Below are 22,741 nucleotides of genomic sequence, written 5' to 3'. Positions count from 1 at the left end.
CCGGAGTCGACCGGACGACTACGTTCGTGTCTGATCTGAGTGCGGCCCTGCCTCGGCGGGCGTGTGCGTCCCATCCGAAGTGCTCCTGCCTTTGAAGAGCGCTTTGACGCCGAAGAATACGCCGACGACGATTCCTCCCCAGATCGCGCCGAGGATGAGGGAGAAGAACGTGTTGACCAGCCACCCCAGGAAACCGCCGACAGCCGCGATCGCGGCGACAGGCTCTTCGAGGTGGTGAACGAAGCCGTAGAGGGCGAGGAAGCCGAGTTCATCGGTGCCGACGAGGATGATATGGCCTCCGACCCACAGCATGGCGAAGGTGCCGACGACGGAGAGGAGCGCGAGCAGCTTCGGCATGGCCTCGACGAGGAATCGTCCGAACTTCTGCTGTCCGGGGGAGCCCTTCCTCGCCATATGCAGACCGATGTCATCCATCTTCACGATGAGCGCGACGACACCGTAGACACCGACGGTGATCGCAAGGCCGACGACGGCGAGAATGACTGCACGGCTCGTCAGGGACTCACCGGCCACCTCGTTGAGGGCGATGACCATGATCTCGCAGCTGAGGACGAAGTCAGTGGTGATGGCCGACCGCACGACTTTCTTCTCTGCTGCCGCACCATCGGTCGCCTGCTCGGCGGCCGGGGCCTCCTTCTCATGGTGGGCGATCCACCCGAGCTTCTCGAAGACCTTCTCGGCACCCTCAAAGCACAGGTAGGTGCCGCCCACCATGAGCAGCGGAGTCAGCAGCCAAGGAAGAAACTGGCTGAGCAGCAGAATGACCGGGAGGATGATGATGAGCTTGTTGAACAGCGATCCGAAGGCGATGCGTTTGATGATCGGAAGCTCGCGCTTCGGGTCCACTCCTTCGACGAACTTCGGAGTCACCGCCGCATCGTCGATGACGACGCCCGCAGCTTTGGCACTGGCTCGAGACGCACCCGCAGCGACATCGTCGAGACTGGCAGCCGAGAGCTTGACGAGTGCGGCGACGTCGTCGAGGAGCGCGATCAGACCCCCGGCCATCTAACGACCGCCGAGCTTGTGAGCGGTACCCGGCGGTTGACGATGCAGGTCGCCGAGGTGGTTACCGGCAGCGTCGAAGACCCGCAAGTGGTCGCCAACCGGTTCGACTCGCCGGGCTTTGGGAACCCAGGTGACCATCCCGGGTGCGGCTTTGAGCGTCATCAATGAGGATTTGATCATGAACCCCTCAGGCTCGATCGACCATGATGTCACGAGGTTGTTGGCGCCGTCGCTGCCGCGCAAGGAGCCGTTCTCGGAGAATTCGAGGTAGGCCCGCTCGTTCGTCTCAGCCGTCCAGCGGCCGATGAGTTCCTGTGTCATTTGTCGTCCTTCTCCAGTCCGCCGATGACTTTTCCGTTGCTGTCCTTGACCTTCATGACATCGCCCTCGATGGTGGCCGTTGAGGCTTTGCTCAGCCAGGTATCGACACCGGCGCAGGCCTTCTGAGTCGACATGAAGGAATCGATGGCGATCTCGTCGCCCTTGACCTTCCAAGTGGTGACGATCGCATTGCAGCCGTCAGAACCTTCCAAGGAGCCGTCTTCAGCGAATTCGAGGAACGGATCCCCCTTCTCCGGTGAAGACCATTTTCCGGTGGGGTCCAGCTTGGACGCGGCGTCGCTGGGGGCTGCAGTTTCGCTGGATTCCGTGGGGGAGGGGGAGCTGGGATTGCGCGGGTCGACACCGGTGTCACAAGCCGCCAACGGCAGTGTGAGGGCGAGGGCGGTGAGTCCGAGCGCGAGCCTTGATGCAGGTCTCGCGGCGGCCAAGGTGCGAAGCGTTGTGTGGTTCGGCATGCCCCTGATCATAACGGCACCGGTTTCGAGGCCGCTGGAAGAAGGCAGGACAGCTTGTGTCGTCGGACTTCTGTAAGTTGTGTTCACCTGCGACATTGATGGTTTTTGCATTGCGTCGTGATCAAACCGTAACCTTTCACACGGTTGGAAATCTGACACCGGAGACCCGAGCCGCTCAGATGCGGGGAGGCGTGTTGAAGGGGTCGGGCAATCGAAGCATCGACAACGATCAAGGGAAACGACCTTATGCAGAAGAAACTCGTGCAGAGTTCGCTGGCGATCAGCGCCGCAGCTGCGCTGGGCCTGAGCGGCGCACTCGTCGCCTCGCCGGCGATGGCTGACAAGGCTCCGCAGAAGCTGGACGTTCAGAGTGAAGCTCACGTTCAGAAGGCACTGTCCGGCATCGAAGGCGTCAACGCCTACGGCACCGAGGGCGGCGAGCTGAGCATCGGTGTTGCCAAGAAGACCGACGAGATCAAGAAGCTCGAAAAGAAGTACCAGAACATCAAGGTCACCGAGGGCATCAAGGAACTGAAGCCCTACGCGAAGAACGATCTCGTCGGCGGTGCCGGCTACCTCGTCAAGGCCGGCGAGGGTGGCGGAGTCTGTTCGACCGGATTCTCCGGCTGGGACGGTGACGGCAAGCCCGTCGTCCTCACCGCCGGACACTGCTCGAAGATCATCAACGAAGACACCAACGAGTTCGACGGCGACACCACGGTCGACCAGACCGAGAAGCCTTCGATCTCCCAGGCCAATGGCGGAGAAGGCTTCCAGGCCTCCGGCAACGGCGTCATCGGCAAGTGGGGCTTCGCCAACTTCGGCGGCGACCTGCTCGAAGGCGCAGACCAGAACGAGTGGCCCAAGCCCAGCGAGTCCGACATCGACTTCGCAGTGATCAACGTCGACGAGTCGAAGTACAACGTCAAGAACGGCATCACCGATTGGTCGACCGCCGATTCGGACGACCTGTCCAAGTCGACCACCGAGATCACCGAGGTCGGCGAGCATAAGGGCGGTGCCATCAGCAAGTCCGGTCGTACCACCGGTAAGACCGAGGGCAAGGTTCTGCCGCGCTCGGAATACGACTTCGACTACCAGAACGTCGGCGGACGCTGGGTCCACGGATTCGGCGTGACCGCTCCGATCGACAAGCCCTTCTCGCAGCCGGGCGACTCCGGCGGCGGCGTCTACCAGGGCAACACCGCTGTGGGTGTCATCTCCGGCGGCGGCGACCTCGACGCGAACACGTCGTTCACCTGGGTTGCCGACCTGGACCACTCGCTTGAGGAGTCCGGCACGGACTTCAATCTCGAGAAGCCGGGCGAGGAGACCCCGGAGGCTCCTGCCGCTCCGAAGGCCGAAGACCAGACCATCGAGCCCGAGGGCAAGGTCAAGGGCAAGGCTGAGGCCGGTGCCGAGGTTGAGGTGAAGTGGGAAGCCGCTGAAGGCGAAAAAGGCACCCAGGCAAAGCCACAGGCCGAGAACGGTTCTGAGACCGTCACGGCTGACAAGGACGGAAACTTCTCCGTCGAAGGCCCCAAGGCCGAAGGCGACTACAACTTCACTGCGACGGCGATCGTCGATGGACAGGAATCCAAGACGACCGAATTCGACGTGACCGTTGAGGAGGACGAGTCCGAGACCCCTGCTCCTGCCGAGCGTGAGATCAGCATCGATCCCAAGCAGATCGCCGCTTCCGACTTCGTGAAGGAAGACAACGGCGTGACGATCACGGTCAAGGGCTTCGACGAGGGTGAGAAGGTGACCCTCGAGGTTGCCAACGGTCCCGAGGGCGTCGAAGGCATCAAGCTGGACGAGACCGCAAACGAGAACGGCGCTGCCGCATTCTCGATCTACGGCACCAGCGCCGAGAACCCCGAGGCCTACCTCGGTAAGTACGACGTCGAGGTCACCGGCGCCAACGACACCGAGGATGAGTCGGCACTGACCGGTTCCTTCGAGGTTGTCGCTGACGAAGACGGATCCGGTGGCGGATCCGGCGGAGATGACGACGGCAACAACGACGGCGGCAATGCCGATGGCGGAGCCGGCGACGGAAACGACGATGACGGAAACGGTGACGGCGGTTCTGACCTGCCTCGCACCGGTGCCGAGCTGACCGGCCTCGCTGCCGGAGCCGGACTGCTCCTCGTGGGCGGAACCGCGGTCGTTCTGACGATGCGTCGCAAGAACAACAACTGAGTGCAGTGATGCTGACCGTCTGACGGGCGGCTGAACTCACCGACGGTGCCCCCGGTCTTCTGACCGGGGGCATCGTCTATTCATGGCGGCGGTCTCCCGGAAGATGCCGACAAGCCAGTTTGTACATCTGCTGAAGTTTCGGTCATTAAGTTCACAGTTTTGGACGTACTTTTTTGGTAGTTCCTGAGCATGGCTCGTAACCTTGTCGTGACTTAGGTCATCAACTTGTGACATAGATCCCTCAGAACAGAGAGACAACAACTTATGCAGAAGAAACTCGTGCAGAGTTCGCTGGCGCTGGCAGCAGCGACAGCACTCGGCCTGGGCGGAGCGTTGGTTTCCGCTCCGGCAATGGCGGACTCGGCAGATCTCACTCAGGTGGCTGCTCAGAAGGCTGCAAAGTCCATTTCCGTGGTCAACGCCTTTGGCTTCGATGACGGTACGCTTCACCTCGGCGTCGAAGACGAAGAGGATGTAGATGCCGCAGAGATCGAGAAGCTTCAGAAGAAGTACGGTGCTGATAACGTCGTCGTTTCGGCCGGATTCCCCGAGGTCAAGGCTCACGCCAAGAATGATCTGGTCGGTGGCGCCGGATATCTCGCGAGCGTACCCAGTTCCGGTGGCGCCGGTGCCTGCTCGACCGGTTTCTCCGGTTGGGACGATAGCGGAAAGCCCGTCGTGCTGACTGCGGGTCACTGTGCTGAAGATACGTCCGAAGCCGGTGAGGACCTCGGGTCGACCGAGATCGTCGACACTGAACGTCCCAGCACCGCACCCGCCGGAGGTGGAGAGGGTGGAGAGCCCGCAGGAATCGGATCGATCGGTTCGTGGGGTTTCAACAAGTACGGCAGCCCGGTGGACCCTGGTGAGACCGAGGGCACTGAAGGCGATATCGACTTCGCCGTCATCAATGTCGACGAATCGAAGTACAACGTCAAGACCGGAGTGACCGACTGGTCTTCCGCCGGTGAAGACGATCTTGCTGCAAAGCTCGCCACCGACATTACCAAGGTCGGAGCTCACACTGAAGGATCCGTGCAGAAGTCCGGTCGCACGACCGGTCTGACTGAGGGTCAGGTCATCCCGCATGAGCAGGCGCCATTCGAATACATGTCCGTCAGCGGCCGCTGGGTGCATGGATTCGCCGTCGAGTCGTCCCAGAGCGATCCGTTCTCGCAGCCCGGCGACTCCGGTGGCGCTGTCTTCCAGGGAGACACCGCAGTCGGCGTCATCTCCGGCGGTGGACCTGCTGAGTGGGACGACGGCACCCCGTTCCAGCTTGGTTGGGTTGCTGACCTCGACAACTCCCTCGAACAGTCCGGCGTGAAGTTCAACCTCGAGAAGCCGGGCGAAGAGCCCCCTGGCGATGACGAGGCAGATGCTGACGCTTCGGCTGCTGCTGACGGTGACGACGCAAGCGCTTCCGCTGACGCAGACGGCAAGGAAGCTGACGCGTCGTCCGCCGCTGAAGGCGACGACGCAGAAGCATCGGCCGATGCTGACGGTGCGGAAGCAGACGCTTCCGCTGCCGCCGACGGTGACGACGCCGACTCTTCCGCTGCCGCAGACGGCAAGGATGACGAAGCCGATTCCGACGCCGACGGTGAAGAGAAGCCTGAAGCTCCGAAGGTCGGAGACCAGACGGTCGTTGAAGGTGGCAACATCACCGGCAAGGCCGCTCCGAACGCCGAGGTGAAGCTGACCTGGAAGCCTGCCGACGATGCACAGGCAGGTTCTTCCGCTCAGGCCGCACCGGCTGAGGGCACCACGACCGTCAAGACCGATGCTGACGGAAACTTCTCTGCCGAAGCTCCGGGCGAGGTTGGCGAGTACGCCTACTCCGCCACGGTTACCGCTAACGGGCAGACCTCGGCGGCCACCGAATTCACGGTGACTGTCCAGGCTGCAGAGGCCGAGCGCAAGCTGACCGTCGAGCCGAAGGAAATCGCTGCTTCGGACTTCGTGAAGGAAGACAAGGGCGTGGAGATCACGGCTGAAGGCTTCGACGAGGGCGAGAAGGTCTCCCTCGAGGTTGTTGCCGGTCCCGAAAACGTCGAGGGCATCACCCTCGAAGAGACCGCCAACGCTGACGGAGTCGTCGGATTCTCGATCTACGGCACCAGCGCCTCGAACCCCGAGGCCTACCTCGGTAAGTACGACGTCGAGGTCACCGGCGCCAACGACACCGAAGAGGAAGAAGCCCTTACCGGCTCCTTCCAGGTTGTTGCCGACGAAGACGGCAACGGCGGCGGCGACGATGGTGACGACAACGGCAACGACGATGGAAACGGTGATGGCGGCGGATCTGATCTGCCTCGCACCGGTGCCGAGCTGACCGGCCTGGCGGCCGGAGCCGGACTGCTCCTCGTCGGTGGAGCCGCTGTTGTTCTGACCATGCGTCGTAAGAAGAACAACTGAAACACACTCTGACAGTCACTCGTTGACCGACTGAGAGAAAGTGCCCCTGGTCTCAAGACCGGGGGCACTTTCGTATCCTAGGAAGTAGGCGCGCCCGACGAAGGAGTCCAGCCATGAGCCTTGAAGACGATCCATTTGAATACCAAGTGACCAAGTCCGGGGTCCTCCTCATCCGCCGAGGCGGCCGAACCATCATGGAACTTGGCGGAAAGAAGGCTGCCGCACTCATCCCGAAACTCGGGCGAGATGACAACGCCGATCAGCAGCTGTTGGCCCGGGCGACAGGAAACTATCGCCATGGCAACGAGCGGCAGTCCGGACAGCACTGACGCTGGCTGGACGTTCGATCAGGTGTTGGTAGTGTATGTGACATGAGTCAATCGACCGTCAGTGAATTCTCCCGGGCTACCGCAGTCACCCGTCAAGGCGACCACAACTTCACCGCCGAACTCGACGCCGGCTGGAAAGTCGCCGGAGCCGTCAACGGCGGCTATCTCCTCGGCGTCGCGGGCCAGGCTCTTCGCACCGTCAATCCGAGTACTCCGGACCCCCTCGTCATCTCCACCTTCTACCTCGGACCGAGCACAGAAGGTCCAGTCGAGATCACCACACGCACGCTGCGCGAAGGTCGATCGACGGCGAGCTACGGCATCGAATTGTTCCAGAACGGGGCACCGACGATCTCGGCGATGGCCACGATGGGCAACCTCGGCGAGCTTCCTGACGATGTCGGCACGACAGCCACCCCGCCCCAACTGCCCCCGCCGGAAGAATGCATCAGTGTCGCCGAAGCCAGCGCGGACTTCAAGAAGGCGGCGCCGCTCATCGAACGATTCGATATGCGTCTGGATCCGAACACCGCAGGATTCGCGGTCGGCAAACCCAGCGGGCGCGGAGTGCTCCAAGGATGGATTCGTTTCATCGACGGGACCGACCCGGATCCGCTGTCTCTGCTGACGTTCCTCGACTCATTCCCGCCGGTGATGTTCGACCTTGGTCGCTTCAATTGGGCACCGACGATGGAACTGACCGCGCACGTCCGGGCTCTGCCCGCACCCGGCTGGATCAGTGCACGGCTGTCCACTCGGAACATCGCCGGCGGAATGTTCGAAGAAGACTGCGAGCTGTGGGACTTGGCCGGTCGCCTCGTGGCTCAGTCGCGTCAGTTGGCCCGGCAACCTCGCGGATGAAACGAGGATGACGGCAGGTAACCGACGATGACGCTCACAGCGAGTCATGTCAGTGTCGTGTTCTAGAGTCGGGGCAATATCTATCCGACTGCGAAAGGACAGCGCTCATGGCGTCGCTGACATCTCTGAGCATCACATTCGACTGCCTCGACGTGGAAGCGCAATCGATCTTCTGGGCGGAACTCCTCGGTGCCGAAATCGATCCTGGCGCCAATGAGTTCGTCGCCAGTATCGGGGGAGTCCACAACACCGAGTCACCGACCCCGGGAATGCTCTTCCTCAAGGTCGACGAACGTGCCGAGGGGAAGAACCCGCTGCACATCGACCTTGACGATCCGCAGTATCCAGCCGATGTCGACCGTGCGGTCTCCCTGGGGGCACACAAGCTCGCGTCCTTCGACGAATACGGGATCGAGTGGACGACCCTGAAAGATCCCGAGGGAAATCTCTTCGACATCGGCCGACGAAAACTAGACTGAGCCTCACACACCTGGATTGAACACCAGGCTGTCTGCATGATCAGAGAGGCTCAGCATGACCCTGCCATTGACCGATCCGAGCAACGCCCCGAACGAACGACGTGGGCTCGAAGAGTTCGTCGAGTACTTTCGACAGGTGGTCAGACGCAAGGTCGATGGGCTTTCGCCGGAGCAGCTCAACCGCACCGTGGCCTCATCGTCGCTGACGATCGGCGGCATCCTCCGACATCTCACCCTCGTCGAAGAGAGTTGGTTCGTCGAAGTGCTGCAAGGCAGGGAATTGGGAGAGCCATGGGCGAGCGTCGACTGGGACGCTGACCGCGATTGGGATTTCGAGTCCGCTTCAGGAATGACCGCAGACGAGCTCCTGGCCGCCCATGAGCAGGCATGTGAGAAATCCCGTGAGATCCTCGCCGAGGTGACCGACCTGGACACCCTTACCGAGCGTGGAGACAGCAGCGGAGAGAAATTCAATGTTCGGTGGATCCTCATCCATCTCATCGAGGAGTATGCCCGGCACGCAGGCCACGCGGACATCCTCCGCGAAGACATCGATGGTGAGATCGGCGACTGAGTCGCACGGTCGCACCTGCAGGTCGATCAAATAGGGTTGATGCTATGACGAACTCCCCGCCGACCGATACCGACACTGCGCCGAAGCGTTCCAAAGCGCTCCTTCCGCTCGACCTGATCCGCGGATTCCTCATCGGCAGCGCCGAACTCGTCCCCGGGGTCTCCGGCGGAACCATCGCCCTGGTCACCGGAGTCTACGACCAGCTCATCGATTCCGCAGCCCACGTCGTTTCGGCGGCGAAGACCTTGGTGACAGGACCGAACCGTGTCGCCGGAGCACTGGCAGAACTACGACGCACCGACTGGTTCCTCGTCATCCCAGTCCTCTTGGGGATGGCCGCAGCCGTCTTCACCATCGCCGGGGTCATGGAATCGTTCGTCACGGGCAACCCCGAACTCTCCCGCGGGCTGTTCTTCGGCCTCGTCGCCGCCAGCATTGCAGTGCCGCTGCGGATGCTGCCGGCACGCTCCGCGCGCCAACCGGTGCTCCTCGGCGTTCTGGCTTTCATAGCCGCTGCCGCCCTCGCATTCTGGATGACGAGTCTGGCCGGTGGGGCCGACGTGGAGAACCCGCCGCTCATCGCCGTCTTCTTCGTCGCCTCGATCGCCATCTGCGCACTCGTGATTCCCGGTGTGTCCGGATCATTCTTCCTGCTGGCAGTCGGCATGTATTCGACCACACTGCGCGCCGTCGACACACACGATTTCGGGTACCTCGGAATCTTCCTGCTCGGTGCGATCCTCGGCCTGGCGGTCTTCGTCAATATCCTCAAATACTTCCTCCACAATCACCGATGGTGGACGCTCATCGTCATGGCGGGACTGATGTTCGGATCCCTGCGCGCGCTCTGGCCCTGGCAGTCATCCGCCGAGGTCGGAGCCGACGGTGAAGAACATGGAGCGGGTGGCCTGCTGGCCCCGGTCGACCCGGTGCTCGGTCCGATCCTGCTCGCCTGCCTCGGCGCGGCCATAGTCATCATCCTCATCATCGTCGAGGCGAAATTTGCGTCGTCGAAGGATCAGGCGAACGGCTCCGAATCTTCCGGGGCGTGAGCGCAACAGACTTCGACGTGTGAGCGCAACCGAGTTTGTTCAAATTTCTCTCAAGGTCCATTCAGAAAACGGTCAGCGCCCACTAGGGTAAGAGAGTTGAATCACTTTCCTACTCGTTGACCAGTTCTCTGGAGACACATGCGCCTGCGCACCCTGACCTCGTCCTCACTCGCTCTCGCTCTCATCATCACCGGACCCACGGCCGCCTCCGCGACCGGCCTCGGCAGTGCCGACGCCCCCGCCGACTCTCAAGCGGCGAAGACCGGGGAACTGACTCTGTTGGCGACGACCGATGTTCACGGCAACGTCCTCAACTGGGACTACTTCGCGAACAAGCCCTACCCGGCAGGGGAGGAGCTGGGTATGACCCGCGCCTCGACGATCATCAAGGGAGTACGCGAAGACAAGGGGGCCGAGTCCGTGCTCCTCGTCGACAATGGCGACACCATCCAAGGCAACCCATTGGCCTACTACTACGCCAAACAGGAGCCGATCACGACGAGCGGCCAAACGCACCCGCTGGCCACGACCTACAACCACCTGCAATACGACGCCCAGGTCGTTGGCAACCACGAATTCAACTACGGCCTCGACCTGCTGTCCGCCTACAGCGACCAAGTCGACTTCCCGCTGCTCGGCGCCAATGTCATCGACGATGCAGACGGCCAGACCCATCTGGACCCGTACGCGCTGGTCGACAAGCAGGTCGACGGTGAGACGATCACCGTCGGCGTCCTCGGCGTGACGACTCCCGGCAGCCGAATCTGGGACAAGAACAACCTGTCCGGAAAGGTGCACTTCGACGATCCCGTCGAGACGGCGCAGAAGTATGTCCCGAAGATGAAGCAGAAGGGCGCCGACGTCATCGTCGTGCTCTCCCATTCGGGCAAAGATCCGAAAGGACAGAGCTGGGATCCTGACCAGCTGCAGGAGAACGTCAGCACTTCGGTGGCGAAGGTGCCTGGAGTCGATGTTCTCGTCGCCGGCCATACCCATCAGAACGAACCCAGCCAAGTCGTCAACCGCGACGACGGCAGCCAAGTGCTCATCACTCAACCGAACTACTGGGCGCGTTCGGTCTCCGAGGTGGGACTGGCGATCAACCTCGACACCCATCACGTCGACTGGGGCGAGACCGAGCCGCACGCGGACGCTCTCGTCACCCAGGGCGACGTCGCTGAGGATCAGGAGATCAAGGATCTCGTCGAGGAGCAGCACCGGACCACAATCGACTACGTGAACACGAAGATCGGCTCGGTGACCGAAACGCTTTCGGCGAAGACTTCGTACTACGAGGACACTGCGATCCTCGACTTCATCTCGCACGTACAGACGGAGACGGTGGAAGAAGGTCTGCAGGGGACGGACTATGAGGACCTCCCCGTGATCTCGCAGGCATCGCCTTTCAGCCGCACGGCGGAGTTCCCCGCCGGCGATATCACGATCCGCGATGTGGCCGGGCTCTATGTCTATGACAACACCCTGGCAGGCGTCGAGATCAACGGCGCCCAACTGCGCGACTACCTCGAGTACTCGGCACGCTACTTCAAACAGACCGAAGAGGGCGCCGAATTCGACCCGGTCGACGGCACCAACGCGATCGACGAAGTCTTGGAATCTCCGATTCCGGACTACAACTATGACGCTCTTGCCGGAATCGACTACGACATCAATGTCTCCAAACCGACCGGTGAGAGGATCGAAAACCTCAAACAGTCCGACGGCAGCGAGGTCGGAGACGACGATCGCTTCATCCTCGCCATCAACAACTACCGCCAGTCCGGGGGAGGCGGCTACCCGGTCGACGGACTCAACGAGGTCTACAACGAACAGGTCGAGGTGCGCCAGGCACTCATCGACTGGGCTGAGGCGAAGCAGATCGTCGACCCAGCCGACTTCTTCGATGAGAATTGGCAGGTCGTCACCAGCAGCCGTGCACCCGGTGGAGACGACGATTCCAACGACAACGCGGATGCTGACACCTCCGGCGAAGCAACTGCAGAGGCAGACTCGAAGGGGTCCGATGGCGATGAGTCCGAGGCTGGTGGAAGTTCCGACGCGGCGGGGTCCGGGAGTGCCGGAAACTCCGACGGAGGGGACGACACCGGAGAAGCAACATCCGAGGACGATGATTCGACGAACGGGGCTTCCGACGGCAGCACATCGGACGGCAACGCTGACGACGGTGCAGCCGACGACTCGGCGGCCGGCGCAGGCGGCGGGGCCGATCTGCCGCGGACAGGGCTCGAGGTCGCCACAAGCGTAGGCATCGGAGCTGCCATCATCGCACTCGGTGCGGCCCTCGTAGTCTTCTCGCGCCGTCGTCGCCGTTGAGTGACCGGCGGAGGCCGGTGGGAAGCGGCGACCCGACGGTTCGTCGGACGACCGTTCCGCGTTCACCGGGTTTCCCTGAGCTCCGACTCACGTAGAGTGAGAGAGACAGCAGTCAGCTCTGAAGAAGGAGAGAGTCAAGCATGGCCAACACAGCATTTCAGGGATCTCCGGTCAAGACCGTCGGCGAACTGCCAGCCAAGGGTGAACAGGCCCCGGCATTCAGCCTCGTCGGCAGCGACCTCGGTGATGTGAACTCACAGGACTACTCGGGCAAGCGCGTCGTGCTCAACATCTTCCCCAGCCTCGATACGGGCGTGTGCGCCGCCTCGGTGCGCAAGTTCAACGAACTCGCCGCCGGCCTGGAGAACACCACCGTTCTCTGCGTGTCCAACGACCTTCCATTCGCTCAGGCCCGCTTCTGCGGTGCCGAGGGCATCGAGAACGTCGTCACGGCATCGGGATTCCGCAGCTCGTTCGGCAAGGATTTCGGTACGACCATGGTCGATGGCCCGCTCGCCGGCCTGCTCGCCCGTTCCGTCGTCGTTCTCGACGAGAAGGGCACAGTGACCTACACGCAGCTCGTCGACGAGATCACGACCGAACCCGACTACGATTCGGCAATCGCAGCTCTGGGAGCCTGATCTCTTCTTCGCGGGTCGACGCTTCGACCTGTGAATAATGAACCGGGTGGGACTCACACGAGTCCCACCCGGTTCCTCTTTGTACGCAATGAGCGCCGGTATGGGCCGGCAGCCCGGCTGCCGATAAGCAGCACATGCCGCCGTGCTCACATATCGACGACGGTGATCGGAAGGGCATAGTCGACACCGGCGAGTTCTCCACCATTCGTGGTGATGCCCGGAATCATGTCCTTCGGCGCCGGATGGTCGCTCAGCGCATCCAAATAGACCTTGTGAGCTTCGAGGGACCGAACACCACGGTCGACATGTGCAGCCGTGAGCGCCACGGCGTGAGTGGGCTGGGCACCGTTGATGAGCAGTCGATCGGCCTTCCAGGCTTCGAGACCCTCGTCCTTGAGGTCGGTGAAGACCCACGGATTGTCGGCATCACGGATCGCATCGACGGTGGCAACGCCGGCATGACGATGGTCGACATGGTTGAGGCCCCACTGCACCTGAAGGTCGAAGGTCGTCACGACGACTGCATTCGGTCGGAACTCGCGGATCTTCCGGGCAATCGCACGGCGGAGTTCGTGCGTGGGTTCCAACAGACCATCCGGGAAGTCGAGGATCTCCAGATCGTCGACGCCGACGATTTGGCAGGCCCGACGCTGCTCCTCGGCGCGCAGCGGTGCCACTTCTTCCGGGCTCATGCCCCGGATCCCCGCCTCTCCACGGGTGAGCAGGAGATAGGCGACCTCCTTGCCTTCATCGGTCCATTTCGACACTGCCGCCGAACCGCCGTATTCCATATCGTCAGGGTGAGCGACCACGCAGAGCACACGGTCGATATCAGAGTCATCGAAAAGCGGGATCTCAGTCATGACTCCAGGCTAGGCGGCGGCGCACAGTTGCGCCAGAGAGCGGCGAGGAGCAGACGATTGGGTACGATATGGAGGATCCACTGATCTAGTGAAGGCAGACAACGATGAATAGATCATTCGTGGCAGTGGCGCTGGTTCTGGGACTGGCCCTCTCCGGATGTTCGGCCTTCCGGGTCAGCAGCTCCGATGAAGCCGGCTCGAAGCCCGCGAACGTCGGTATCGGTGACGGGCAGTCGTCTTCGCCGACAGCAACCGGTCCGACGGTTCCCGACGGCATGAGCGAGACCACTGTTGACCTTGGAGGACAATGTCCCGTCGAAGTCAGCCTGGCTTTGAGTGCTGACTGGGCGGGTGGGACCGGATACGACGGATATCGGCTATATGAGGCCGAATCAGGCGCGATCATCACTGTCAACTGCATCGATGACGACGAGTCGTCACCCCAAGATTTGGTGGACAAGGCGCGGGAGAGGATGTTCAGCACCTCGGGATCGTCCATGACCAGTGAGTCCACCGGATCCCTCAGCGGTGGAGAGTACTGGGTCTTCCACGGCACACTCGCTCCCGATGACATGCGAGCTGTCGACAAAGAGGACTCCGTGATGTTCGGTGCCGTTGCCGGAATATCCGTCGACGGTCGGCTCTTCAAGGTCAGCGTCGACATGCTTGCGCAAGCCGATGACACAGAGGCTCAGGACCAGTTCCGACAGATGCTGCCGACTGTTCGCTTTGGCGATCAGGTGCTCAAAGCTCCAGACCTGCGCTGAGGCTGCCGACTGCCAGACATGCGTTTGAGCAGTTCGCGGGCCGCTATCCTTCCGGCCCTTGTCGCGCCGACCGTGGAACTGGCTGATCCGTAACCGACGAGGAACAGCCGCGGATCGTCTTTGACAGCGACTTCGGTGTCCATGGAGATTCCGCCGTCTGGTGTGCGCAGGCGCAAGGGGGCAAGGTGTTTGAGTGCCGCTCGGAATCCGGTGTTCCAGAAGATCACGTCGACCTCTTCGTCACGGGGTTCGTCGAACGGCGCCCATGATTCGGGCACCGCCAGGCGGTCGCTGGCAGAAGGGCCCAAGCCTTCAGAAGTGATTGGGAGTTCGGTGTCGCCGATTCCTGGGAAGTGGACGCCGTGGGGAAGGATGCGGTCGAACATGCCGCGAGACACGAGAACTCCCGTTTCGATTCCTTCCCGGAACTCCCGGCGGATCGGCAGGCCAGTGGTGCGGACGACGCTGGCTGGGGCCAGACCGGACAGAGTTCGTTCGCGAACGGCTCGCTCGACCTCAAGACCCCACTGGCCGTCGAATTCCCTGGACGTGAAGTTCGGGGGACGCCGTGTGGCCCAGAGAGTGTCGGTCACCTCGGCGAGTTCGAGGAGAAACTGCGTGGCGGAGATTCCGCCGCCGACCACGAGCGTGCGCAGTCCCCGGAAGTCCTCGACGTCACGAAAGTTCACGGTATGCAGCTGGTGGCCCTCGAACTCCGCAATGCCGGGGACGAAGGGGACGTAAGGCTGGGTCCACGTGCCGGTTGCATTGATGAGATAGTCGCTGGAAAGCGTCACGTGTTCTCCGTCGACGGTGGCAGCGATGGTGAATCGTCCCTGTCCGGGTTCTTCGGACCGGACGGTGTCCACTTCAGCCGGGCGGATGACGCAGAGTTCGAGTTCGCGTTCGAAGCGGGAGTAATAGTCGGACACGACCTCGGAGGCGGGGACGTTCGGGTCGGGACGACCGAGTGGGAATCCGGGGAGGTCGGAGATGTGGTTGGTGGTACCCAGGGTCAATGAGTCCCACCGTTCTCGCCAGGCACCACCAGGGCCGTCTCCGGCATCGAGGATGATGAAATCTTTGCCCGGTGCGAGGCCGTCGCGCCACAGGTAATGTGCTGCGGACAGTCCGGCTTGGCCTGCTCCGATGATGACGACAGGCCAATGAGAATCGATGAGGAGCTCGTTGATTCGGCACACCATGGGGCAATTGTTTCAGGTTTCTCTCGTCAAGGGCTCACTGATCATGGCCGGGCGATGGGCCGAGCCTTACCGAACGAGAACGTCACGGCGTCATCGGGCAGATCGGGCACAGTCCGGCCGCGGGGATTGGAATAGCAGTCTTCGTCGACAAGGTAGCGGTGATATCGGTAGACCTCGATGCCGATATCGTTGCTGGCGACGTGAGCGAAACCATCGATAGGAAGCCAAGGGCCGCCGTCGACTGAGAACTCACCGCTGAATGTTGCGGTCATCGACGCCGACACTTTGCCGGATTCTTGGTATTCGTGTCCGATCTGGGGTGTGCCGCCGGGCAGTGGCTTCGCGCCCTTCGCAGTAGTGGTCGTGCCCGAGCCGTCTCCGAAGTCCCAGTTGAAACGCTCTGGGGTGACTTTGACCTTGACGGCATAGGTCAGCAGGGTCATGTCAATGTAGCTGACGTCGATGTCCGTCCAGAAGGCGGCTGGTTTGCCGACGACAGCCCAATCCTTCGGCCAGGCGTAGATTGTGGGAGCCGGTATGTCGAAATTCTGAAACTGCGATTCAGGGATGTGCGTCGGGGGATCGGGCCGAGCCGGAGCGCCGCCACCGCCCCCTCCGCCACCGGGGCCGGGCTCGCTCACACACAGATAACCGACATCTTCAGTGGGGCAGTCGGGCAGGCCACCGCCTCCTCCGTCGGCGCCACCTCCGCCTCCGGAACCGCCACCGCCGTTACCGCCGCCAGAGCCGCTACCTCCGGAACCTCCGTCGCCGCCAGAACCGCCCCCGCCACCACCAGGAGGAGGCTTGGGCGCTGGAGGCTTCACAGCTTCGCAACCGCTTGTGTCGCCTATAGTGCAACCTGGTGCAGCCGCTACTGGGGTCGGAGTCATAAGCAAGCAGATGGCGATGATCGAAAGAGAAAGTAGTGTGTGGGAAGCCGCTTTGGTTAGCACCGTCGTTCCCAGAGAGTTTGCTGGTCGACTTTCCAGTTCCCACTATCACTTTGAATCGTGTGTTGCATCGTCACTTTTCCATCGGGATTCAACGTTGGTGACTGCCCTGTAGGGGTCAATTTCCACTTTGAGGTGTCAACACAAAAATTCACGATGACCGTTGCAGGATTTGATGATTCCTTTAGCTTGGTGACCTCAAATATTTCGACCTTCAATGGTGCGATTTGGCCTTCAAAAGTAGCTTCGTCGGCAGCTATAGTCTTGGCTTCAGTCTGAATTGATTCCAATGCATCTCCAGACGCGAACTTGGGAAAATCATTCGCTGCAGTGGAGTTCCCTGAATATGCTGTATTGATGGCTTGGATGAAATCATCGAACGCCACGAGGGCACCCTCGACGGCCTTCTTCTCCTCTTTATCGAGCTCGAGGTCGGTTTCGTAGTCGGGGATGGCCACCTCGGCGGGGTCATCGGTCGACCCTGCGTCGGGCTGCTCTGCGGGCAGGGTCGACGTCGGCGCGGCTACCGGAGAATTGTCGGCACAACCGACGACCGAGACCAAACTCAGCGCGGAGAAAACGGCAACGAATATTTGGGCAGGTCGACGATGCGGTCGGGACGATCCAGTTCTCATTCCACGCCTCTGTGGTCTGCAACTGCGGCGCGACCCCATCGGCCGACACCCGGATTTCCTACATTATTCGACAGGCATGCTTTTTAGAACAGGCGAAGTCGAATCTGTGGATAACTCACGTCCGAGTGCGTGCAAGCACCTGTCCCTCAGCAGCTATCGCTATTTGTTCGCGGCCTTTGCCGCCTTAGCCGCGGCCTTCTGCTGCTTCTTGAAGGCACGGACCTCTTGCAGAGTGACATCGTCGACGACATCGGCGATTGAGCGGCGGGCCTCCGGGTCACCGTAGTCACCGGCGGCCTCCTGCCAGCCCTCGGCCTGGAGTTCGAACTGCTTGCCGAGAAGCGCCAGGAAGATCTTGGCCTTCTGATCTCCGAACCCGGGCAGCTTCTTCAGCCGCTTGAGGACCTCAGCACCGCTGGGGTTGCCGTCGGACCAGATCGCCTCGACATTGCCGTCGTATTCGTCGACGATGGTCGCCGCCAGCTTCTGCACGCGTCCCGCCATCGACTTCGGGAACCGGTGCACCGCAGGAGTCTGGGCGAAGATGTCGAGGAAGTCATCCGGATTCATCTCCGCGATCTCGTCGACATCGAGCTTTCCCAGCCGTTCGGCCAGCTTGGCCGTCCGGCGAAGGCGCTCTCCATGGTCACCTGCTGATCGAGGAGCATTCCAACGAGCAGAGCGAAGCGGTCTTCGGCCAACAGTGCATCGGCCTTCGGATCTCCAGACAGGAACAGTGAAGTCATGACTCCATCTTCGCACGCTATCTGCCGCTGTCGGTGCACCGATATCATCGGGGGATGATCTGCCCCTGCTCCGGAATGCCACCCGGTACCGACTACGACGACTGCTGCCGTCCGGCCCTCGACGGCGAATCGTGGCCCACCACCGCCGAGGCGCTCATGCGCTCCCGGTATACGGCCTTCGTCCGCGGCCACGAAGACCACCTCTTCCGCACATGGCACGCCAAGACCCGACCCGATGACGTCGGCATCGATGACGCCACCACGTGGCTCGGACTCGAGATCGTGTCCACCACGGACGGGGGACCAGACGACGGCACTGGCACTGTGCACTTCCGTGCGCGATTCCGGGACCACCTCGGCGATCATGTCCTCGAAGAGAATTCCGCATTCGTCCGCAGAGCCGGACGGTGGATGTACCTCGAAGCTCTCGAGAACTGAGAACCAGCAACAACCTCGAGAACCGATGACGGCTGTGCCTATACTGGTGGTCGGCGCATCCAACGCCCAGCCGAGGTCGTGTTCCCAGCACACCGACCGCATGGCGAAGGGGAGAGAATCCTCGGACGAAGCCGGCACGGTGTTTTCCTGACCAGGTTTCGTGCTGGGGGAGACTTGGTCGCCAAAGGGAGCGACACCATGACCAAGGACAAGGATTTCAAGAAGCTCGTTCGCGCGCGGATGACCGAAACCGGTGAGAACTTCACCACGGCCCGCACCGCACTGCTCGCCGAGAACCGGAGTGCACAATCAAGCACCGATTCCAGCATTGATCCGCAGATACTGCGGTTTCGGACGAAGACACTGAGAACGTTCATGCCCGACGGTTACATCGTCTCCGTTCCGACGAAACGACGTGCCCTCGTGCTCGTCCTTATCGAAGTTCTCGCCGCCCTCGACCCCGACCGGGTCTACGACGAGAAGCAGCTCAACGTCATCCTTGGGGAGTTCCATCCTGACTTCGCTCTGCTGCGGCGTGAACTCATCGACTATCGCCTGCTCGAGCGCAATGCCCACACCGGTGAGTATTGGGTCAACCCGAGCCCGCCTACCCACACCGGTTCACAAGCGCAGGAGATGGCGGGGCTCGAGGTATTTCTGCGCTGAACCGGCGACAGCGTATCCTTGAAGCTCGAACCACAACCGGGCAGACACGAGGAGCATCCATGGCCTACCACGCCGATTCGACCGATCTCGACGAAAAAGAGATTCTCAGCTGGGACATGTTCGGCCAATCGGCGCGTGAGATGGCGCAGACCATCGCGGATTCCGACTACGACCCCGAGATCGTCATCGCCGTGGCCCGCGGCGGACTGCTGCCCGCCGGAGCTCTGGCCTACGCCCTCGGGCTCAAGCTCTCCGACGCCATCAACGTCGAGTTCTACACCGACGTCCACGAGACCCTGCCCGACCCCATCCTGCTCGCCCCGATGCTCGACATCGAAGCGATCAAGGGCAAGAAGCTCCTCGTCGTCGACGATGTCGCCGATTCCGGCCGCACCCTGGCCCTCGTGCTCGAACTGCTGCGCAAACACGGCGCGGAAGCCCAGTCGGCCGTCATCTACGCGAAGTCCGCATCGATCATCGACCCGGACTTCGTGTGGAAGCGCACCGATCAGTGGATCGTCTTCCCTTGGTCGGCCGAGCCTCCGGTCGTTCCCAACAAGTAAGCTGACCGTATGGAGGAGACACGGGACATCGGCGCCCCGTGCGGACGTGTGCGTGCCCAAGTCGTCGGCGACGTGATCCGCGCCCGAGGCATCCGCTACGCCCGCGCCCGCCGTTTCCTCCCTCCCGTCGATGAACCCCCTGTGGACTTCATCGACGGCGGTCAGCCCGGCCCGGCGAGCCCGCAGCTGCGCCGCGACCCGAACGCCGGAATGACCTTCGATCAGCTCGGCGGGCTCCCCATCAGCGAAGACTGTCTGCGCGTGAGCGTGACCATGCCGAAGGACACCACCACCGAGGCGGGGCTGCCCGTCCTCGTGTGGATCCACGGTGGAGCCTACGTCGCCGGGGCCGGAGATGCGGAGATCTACAACCCGCACGCCCTGGCCGCCGAGCAGAACATCATCGTCGTCTCCGTGACCTACCGACTCGGCGTCCTCGGCTACCTCGGCACCGGTCGAGACGACCACCTCAACCTCGGAGTGCTCGACCAGATCTCCGCTCTGCGGTGGGTGCAGTCGAATATCTCCGCCTTCGGCGGCAACCCGGACAATGTCACGATCGCCGGCCAGAGCGCCGGGGCAGACGCCTGCGCTCACCTCATGATCGCCGAAGGCACCGAAGGACTCTTCCACCGGGTGCTCATGGCCTCATCGCCCTTGGGACTGGCCGGCGGCACGGACGCGATGAACTGGGCGATGAACAGAGTCGCCCAGAAGATCGACCCGGCAGGCAGCGTCGACGACATCCTCCAGGCGCAGGAGGAAGTGCATAAGGCCGCCCTCGTCGGAGGACTGCATGCCGGAATGTGCTTCGGAGTCCGCTACGACCAGTACCCGCTGCCCACACGATCAGAAGCGGCCGAGGCCTGGGCCGAGGTCGCCCCGAAGTTCGACGTGCTCATGACCCGTACGGAACGCGAGATCGCGTTCTTCGCCGGCTTCGTACCCGCGCTGCGTCGCCTCCATAAACGCTCCCTGACCTCACCGATGCTCGAATCCCTCATCTCAGGAATCACCTCGGCGGTCTATACCCGGGCCGGACGCGAATTTTACGACCGCCACCGAATGTCCGGAGGTCAAGGTGCCCGCCTGCTCATCGTCTCCCGCGGAGACGGCAGCTTCTTCGATGCCGCCCACTCCGGAGACCTGCCGCTGATCTTCCCTGGCGACGTCTGGCACAGCTCCTTCCTCGACTATGGTTCGACCACCGATATCGCCGGTCCCGAACTGCGCCGGATTTGGGGCGAGTTCACAACTTCGGGCACCCTTCCACGCGTGCGGGTGCCCGGACTCGTCGACATTCTGGGCTGACCGGTTCGACTGTTCGATCCCCACACGCGATTCCGCTGCTGTCGTCTTTTCACAATCGTCGTGTCACCGGCGTGGACTACCGTTGGATCATGGACGCATATCAGATCTCGGCGGCCCGTCTGATCTCGCAGGGACTCGTCGGACCTCCGCCTCCGTCACCGACAGGAACCGACCTCTCACCCGCCGGTGCCGTCGTCGAGCATCTCGGCTGTGTCCAAGCCCAAGCTCTCGGCGGAGCCCTGGTCTCCATCGCCCTGCGTCTGGGTCCTGATGTCGCTGCAGGCGTGGGTGCCGTCCGCGCCGCCATCGACGCCGGAGAGATCGTGCGCTCCTGGACCCAACGCGGCACCATCCATCTGACCGCTGCCAAGGACATCGGGTGGATCCTCGGCCTCACCGGGGAACGGACCATGAAATCCACCGCCAAGAGGCGCGAGTATTTCGGCATCACCGACACCATGCTCGGAACTGCGGCGGAACTCGCCACCGCGGCCATCCGAGACCGTGGACCCTTGACCCGTGAAGAGCTGCTCGAAGCATTCGCTCCCATCGGTGCCGGAGACGAATACGGCCACGCCAGATACCTCATCACGTCGCTGGCGCTGCGGAACATCATCGTCCAAGCACCCATGATCGAGGGCAAAGATGACATGAAATACGTGCTCGCCGCCGATTGGGTGCCCACACCCACGAACCTGGACGCCGAGGCGGCCGACCACGAATGGATGAGACGCTTCGTCACCAGCCACGGACCGGTGACACTCGACGACGCGACACGGTGGACAGGACTGCCGAAAACGCGGATGAGAAAGGCGATCCAAGCCGGAATCGACGCCGGAGAGATCGTGAGCACCGACATCGACGGCGTTGACTACGTGCACGCAACCGACCTGGAAGACCGACTGACCGAATGGGAGGCTGCGGCACGGGAGACCATGCTGTTGCCGGGTTTCGACGAGCTCATCCTCGGATACAAGGACCGCAGCGCCACACTCGACCCCGCCCACGAAAAACTCGTTGTGCCAGGAGGCAACGGAATGTTCAAGAACACGGTGGTGACCGGCACCCGTGCACGAGCCACGTGGAAGCGATCACCCCGGAAGACCGGACCGCGAGTCCTCGTCGACACATTCCCCGGGGAAACGGTCGACCTGAAGACCGTCGAAGCGGTCAGCGCTACCCACCCGGCCTTCGCCTGAGAACGCAGACACGACCGACAATGGACGAACTCCTCCGGACGCGCACACCGATGGACGGCCAGGTTGAATCGGATGACCGACCGGCCCTGCCGCTGGGGAGACTCGCCGTTGGGATCATCCTCAACCCCAAACATCCGGCGACGCTGCGAGCGTACGCCGACCTCGTACCGGAACTGCGACTAACCGGCGCGCACTATCGAAGCATGACGACGAGTGTCGAACGTTCCGGCCGTTGGCAAGCCGAACAGCTCATCGAATGGGGAGCCGAGACCGTCATCATCCTCGGCGGAGACGGCACCATCCGTAGCGGCGCCCCAGTGCTCGCTGAGGCAGGAACGCTCACATTCCTCATCCCGACCGGAACCGCAAACGTGCTCAGCCGCCACGTCGGCCTCCGCTCAATCCGGCACGCAATCGACCACTGCGTGCATACGGTGGCATCGATCATTCGAGGAGGTCCGAGGAACTCACGCGGCGTCCCGATCAATACTGCGGAATTCCAACGGGCCGACGGCAGCCGGCATCGCGCCGAGTTCATCAGCCTTGCAGGAATCGGGGGAGACGCCCGGCGATCGCCCACCACCACTCCGCCCCCGGACTTCTCGGCTATGCGTGGGGCGCAGCCAGAGCCCTCTTCGCTGCGAACTTCACCGCGAGCACAGCGGACACTCTGACT

23 protein-coding genes and 1 pseudogene are annotated in these 22,741 nt (G+C 62.2%); 16 read left to right on the top strand and 8 right to left on the bottom strand.

Annotated features, from left to right (window positions below):
- Positions 1-18 precede the first annotated feature (18 nt).
- The 3 genes from AC2W7L_RS03340 to AC2W7L_RS03330 are packed head-to-tail and all read right to left on the bottom strand — an operon-like array spanning position 19 to position 1,826.
- Complete coding sequence (locus AC2W7L_RS03340; protein ID WP_486003263.1) at positions 19-1,029, bottom strand: DUF808 domain-containing protein; 1,011 nt, start codon at positions 1,027-1,029, stop codon at positions 19-21.
- Positions 1,030-1,350 carry an META domain-containing protein gene (locus AC2W7L_RS03335; protein WP_486003262.1) on the bottom strand — a complete coding sequence of 107 codons (321 nt, stop codon included), beginning with the start codon at positions 1,348-1,350 and terminating at the stop codon, positions 1,030-1,032.
- The gene (locus tag AC2W7L_RS03330) at positions 1,347-1,826 is read right to left on the bottom strand and encodes an META domain-containing protein (RefSeq protein ID WP_486003261.1); all 480 of its coding nucleotides are present in this window, start codon (positions 1,824-1,826) and stop codon (positions 1,347-1,349) included. The genes AC2W7L_RS03335 and AC2W7L_RS03330 overlap by 4 nt, the downstream gene beginning before the upstream one ends.
- Before the next feature lie 246 nt (positions 1,827-2,072).
- Between AC2W7L_RS03330 and AC2W7L_RS03325 the strand changes: the two genes are divergently transcribed.
- The 9 genes from AC2W7L_RS03325 to tpx all read left to right on the top strand — a co-directional run bounded on the left by AC2W7L_RS03325 (position 2,073) and on the right by tpx (position 12,719).
- A complete protein-coding gene (locus AC2W7L_RS03325; protein ID WP_486003260.1) occupies positions 2,073-4,031 on the top strand; it encodes a S1 family peptidase in 1,959 nt (652 codons plus the stop codon).
- 264 nt (positions 4,032-4,295) lie between these two features.
- Positions 4,296-6,449, top strand: coding sequence for a S1 family peptidase (locus AC2W7L_RS03320; protein ID WP_486003259.1), 2,154 nt, complete (start codon positions 4,296-4,298; stop codon positions 6,447-6,449).
- Positions 6,450-6,562: 113 nt separating this feature from the next.
- Positions 6,563-6,778 carry a hypothetical protein gene (locus tag AC2W7L_RS03315; RefSeq protein WP_369864172.1) on the top strand — a complete coding sequence of 72 codons (216 nt, stop codon included), beginning with the start codon at positions 6,563-6,565 and terminating at the stop codon, positions 6,776-6,778.
- Positions 6,779-6,820: 42 nt separating this feature from the next.
- A complete protein-coding gene (locus tag AC2W7L_RS03310; protein WP_486003258.1) occupies positions 6,821-7,639 on the top strand; it encodes a thioesterase family protein in 819 nt (272 codons plus the stop codon).
- 107 nt (positions 7,640-7,746) lie between these two features.
- Positions 7,747-8,118 (top strand): VOC family protein, encoded by a 372-nt coding sequence (locus AC2W7L_RS03305; RefSeq protein ID WP_486003257.1) that lies wholly within the window; start codon positions 7,747-7,749, stop codon positions 8,116-8,118.
- Positions 8,119-8,173: 55 nt separating this feature from the next.
- Positions 8,174-8,692, top strand: a complete 519-nt coding sequence (locus AC2W7L_RS03300; protein ID WP_486003256.1) for a DinB family protein — start codon at positions 8,174-8,176, stop codon at positions 8,690-8,692.
- 44 nt (positions 8,693-8,736) lie between these two features.
- Complete coding sequence (locus AC2W7L_RS03295; RefSeq protein ID WP_486003255.1) at positions 8,737-9,744, top strand: DUF368 domain-containing protein; 1,008 nt, start codon at positions 8,737-8,739, stop codon at positions 9,742-9,744.
- A 138-nt stretch (positions 9,745-9,882) separates the two neighbouring features.
- Positions 9,883-12,078, top strand: a complete 2,196-nt coding sequence (locus AC2W7L_RS03290) for a bifunctional metallophosphatase/5'-nucleotidase (protein WP_486003254.1) — start codon at positions 9,883-9,885, stop codon at positions 12,076-12,078.
- A 140-nt stretch (positions 12,079-12,218) separates the two neighbouring features.
- Positions 12,219-12,719, top strand: coding sequence for a thiol peroxidase (gene tpx, locus AC2W7L_RS03285; RefSeq protein WP_486003253.1), 501 nt, complete (start codon positions 12,219-12,221; stop codon positions 12,717-12,719).
- 146 nt (positions 12,720-12,865) lie between these two features.
- Here tpx and AC2W7L_RS03280 read toward each other — a convergent pair whose 3' ends face one another.
- Positions 12,866-13,582, bottom strand: coding sequence for a PIG-L deacetylase family protein (locus AC2W7L_RS03280; RefSeq protein ID WP_486003252.1), 717 nt, complete (start codon positions 13,580-13,582; stop codon positions 12,866-12,868).
- 104 nt (positions 13,583-13,686) lie between these two features.
- On the opposite strand from AC2W7L_RS03280, the gene AC2W7L_RS03275 reads away from it, so the two are divergent.
- Positions 13,687-14,349 carry a hypothetical protein gene (locus tag AC2W7L_RS03275; RefSeq protein ID WP_486003251.1) on the top strand — a complete coding sequence of 221 codons (663 nt, stop codon included), beginning with the start codon at positions 13,687-13,689 and terminating at the stop codon, positions 14,347-14,349.
- Here AC2W7L_RS03275 and AC2W7L_RS03270 read toward each other — a convergent pair.
- The 4 genes and pseudogenes from AC2W7L_RS03270 to AC2W7L_RS03255 form a co-directional block, all read right to left on the bottom strand.
- Complete coding sequence (locus AC2W7L_RS03270; protein ID WP_486003250.1) at positions 14,319-15,554, bottom strand: FAD-dependent oxidoreductase; 1,236 nt, start codon at positions 15,552-15,554, stop codon at positions 14,319-14,321. The two genes, AC2W7L_RS03275 and AC2W7L_RS03270, sit on opposite strands and share 31 nt — an antisense overlap.
- Before the next feature lie 41 nt (positions 15,555-15,595).
- A complete protein-coding gene (locus tag AC2W7L_RS03265; protein ID WP_486003249.1) occupies positions 15,596-16,195 on the bottom strand; it encodes a hypothetical protein in 600 nt (199 codons plus the stop codon).
- Between the two features lie 308 nt (positions 16,196-16,503).
- Complete coding sequence (locus AC2W7L_RS03260) at positions 16,504-17,142, bottom strand: hypothetical protein (RefSeq protein ID WP_486003248.1); 639 nt, start codon at positions 17,140-17,142, stop codon at positions 16,504-16,506.
- A gap of 159 nt (positions 17,143-17,301) precedes the next feature.
- A pseudogene (locus AC2W7L_RS03255) lies at positions 17,302-17,888 on the bottom strand (HhH-GPD-type base excision DNA repair protein).
- A gap of 54 nt (positions 17,889-17,942) precedes the next feature.
- Here AC2W7L_RS03255 and AC2W7L_RS03250 point away from each other — a divergent pair.
- From AC2W7L_RS03250 to AC2W7L_RS03225, 6 genes are all read left to right on the top strand, one after another.
- Entirely contained in the window at positions 17,943-18,326 is a 384-nt protein-coding gene (locus AC2W7L_RS03250) for a YchJ family protein (protein ID WP_486003247.1), read from the top strand.
- 198 nt (positions 18,327-18,524) lie between these two features.
- On the top strand, positions 18,525-18,992 hold the full coding sequence (locus AC2W7L_RS03245) for a DUF2087 domain-containing protein (protein ID WP_486003246.1): 468 nt from the start codon (positions 18,525-18,527) through the stop codon (positions 18,990-18,992).
- 59 nt (positions 18,993-19,051) lie between these two features.
- Positions 19,052-19,555, top strand: coding sequence for a phosphoribosyltransferase (locus tag AC2W7L_RS03240; protein ID WP_167195536.1), 504 nt, complete (start codon positions 19,052-19,054; stop codon positions 19,553-19,555).
- A gap of 9 nt (positions 19,556-19,564) precedes the next feature.
- Positions 19,565-20,866 (top strand): carboxylesterase family protein, encoded by a 1,302-nt coding sequence (locus AC2W7L_RS03235; RefSeq protein WP_486003245.1) that lies wholly within the window; start codon positions 19,565-19,567, stop codon positions 20,864-20,866.
- A gap of 89 nt (positions 20,867-20,955) precedes the next feature.
- A complete protein-coding gene (locus AC2W7L_RS03230) occupies positions 20,956-22,065 on the top strand; it encodes a winged helix DNA-binding domain-containing protein (protein ID WP_486003244.1) in 1,110 nt (369 codons plus the stop codon).
- 20 nt (positions 22,066-22,085) lie between these two features.
- Positions 22,086-22,739, top strand: coding sequence for a diacylglycerol/lipid kinase family protein (locus AC2W7L_RS03225; RefSeq protein ID WP_486003243.1), 654 nt, complete (start codon positions 22,086-22,088; stop codon positions 22,737-22,739).
- Positions 22,740-22,741 lie beyond the last annotated feature (2 nt).

This window comes from Brevibacterium sp. LAARM3_SD1 (assembly GCF_057364765.1).
The sequence above is the reverse complement of the archived record's forward strand: the minus strand, read 5'-3'. Positions and strand labels throughout refer to the sequence as shown.

Bases quoted from the DNA above. Each gene is read 5' to 3' on its own strand.
- AC2W7L_RS03340 (WP_486003263.1), bottom strand. From the start codon at position 1,029: ATGGCCGGGGGTCTGATCGCGCTCCTCGACGACGTCGCCGCACTCGTC.
- AC2W7L_RS03335 (WP_486003262.1), bottom strand. From the start codon at position 1,350: ATGACACAGGAACTCATCGGCCGCTGGACGGCTGAGACGAACGAGCGG.
- AC2W7L_RS03330 (WP_486003261.1), bottom strand. From the start codon at position 1,826: ATGCCGAACCACACAACGCTTCGCACCTTGGCCGCCGCGAGACCTGCA.
- AC2W7L_RS03325 (WP_486003260.1), top strand. From the start codon at position 2,073: ATGCAGAAGAAACTCGTGCAGAGTTCGCTGGCGATCAGCGCCGCAGCT.
- AC2W7L_RS03320 (WP_486003259.1), top strand. From the start codon at position 4,296: ATGCAGAAGAAACTCGTGCAGAGTTCGCTGGCGCTGGCAGCAGCGACA.
- AC2W7L_RS03315 (WP_369864172.1), top strand. From the start codon at position 6,563: ATGAGCCTTGAAGACGATCCATTTGAATACCAAGTGACCAAGTCCGGG.
- AC2W7L_RS03310 (WP_486003258.1), top strand. From the start codon at position 6,821: ATGAGTCAATCGACCGTCAGTGAATTCTCCCGGGCTACCGCAGTCACC.
- AC2W7L_RS03305 (WP_486003257.1), top strand. From the start codon at position 7,747: ATGGCGTCGCTGACATCTCTGAGCATCACATTCGACTGCCTCGACGTG.
- AC2W7L_RS03300 (WP_486003256.1), top strand. From the start codon at position 8,174: ATGACCCTGCCATTGACCGATCCGAGCAACGCCCCGAACGAACGACGT.
- AC2W7L_RS03295 (WP_486003255.1), top strand. From the start codon at position 8,737: ATGACGAACTCCCCGCCGACCGATACCGACACTGCGCCGAAGCGTTCC.
- AC2W7L_RS03290 (WP_486003254.1), top strand. From the start codon at position 9,883: ATGCGCCTGCGCACCCTGACCTCGTCCTCACTCGCTCTCGCTCTCATC.
- tpx (WP_486003253.1), top strand. From the start codon at position 12,219: ATGGCCAACACAGCATTTCAGGGATCTCCGGTCAAGACCGTCGGCGAA.
- AC2W7L_RS03280 (WP_486003252.1), bottom strand. From the start codon at position 13,582: ATGACTGAGATCCCGCTTTTCGATGACTCTGATATCGACCGTGTGCTC.
- AC2W7L_RS03275 (WP_486003251.1), top strand. From the start codon at position 13,687: ATGAATAGATCATTCGTGGCAGTGGCGCTGGTTCTGGGACTGGCCCTC.
- AC2W7L_RS03270 (WP_486003250.1), bottom strand. From the start codon at position 15,554: ATGGTGTGCCGAATCAACGAGCTCCTCATCGATTCTCATTGGCCTGTC.
- AC2W7L_RS03260 (WP_486003248.1), bottom strand. From the start codon at position 17,142: ATGAGAACTGGATCGTCCCGACCGCATCGTCGACCTGCCCAAATATTC.
- AC2W7L_RS03250 (WP_486003247.1), top strand. From the start codon at position 17,943: ATGATCTGCCCCTGCTCCGGAATGCCACCCGGTACCGACTACGACGAC.
- AC2W7L_RS03245 (WP_486003246.1), top strand. From the start codon at position 18,525: ATGACCAAGGACAAGGATTTCAAGAAGCTCGTTCGCGCGCGGATGACC.
- AC2W7L_RS03240 (WP_167195536.1), top strand. From the start codon at position 19,052: ATGGCCTACCACGCCGATTCGACCGATCTCGACGAAAAAGAGATTCTC.
- AC2W7L_RS03235 (WP_486003245.1), top strand. From the start codon at position 19,565: ATGGAGGAGACACGGGACATCGGCGCCCCGTGCGGACGTGTGCGTGCC.
- AC2W7L_RS03230 (WP_486003244.1), top strand. From the start codon at position 20,956: ATGGACGCATATCAGATCTCGGCGGCCCGTCTGATCTCGCAGGGACTC.
- AC2W7L_RS03225 (WP_486003243.1), top strand. From the start codon at position 22,086: ATGGACGAACTCCTCCGGACGCGCACACCGATGGACGGCCAGGTTGAA.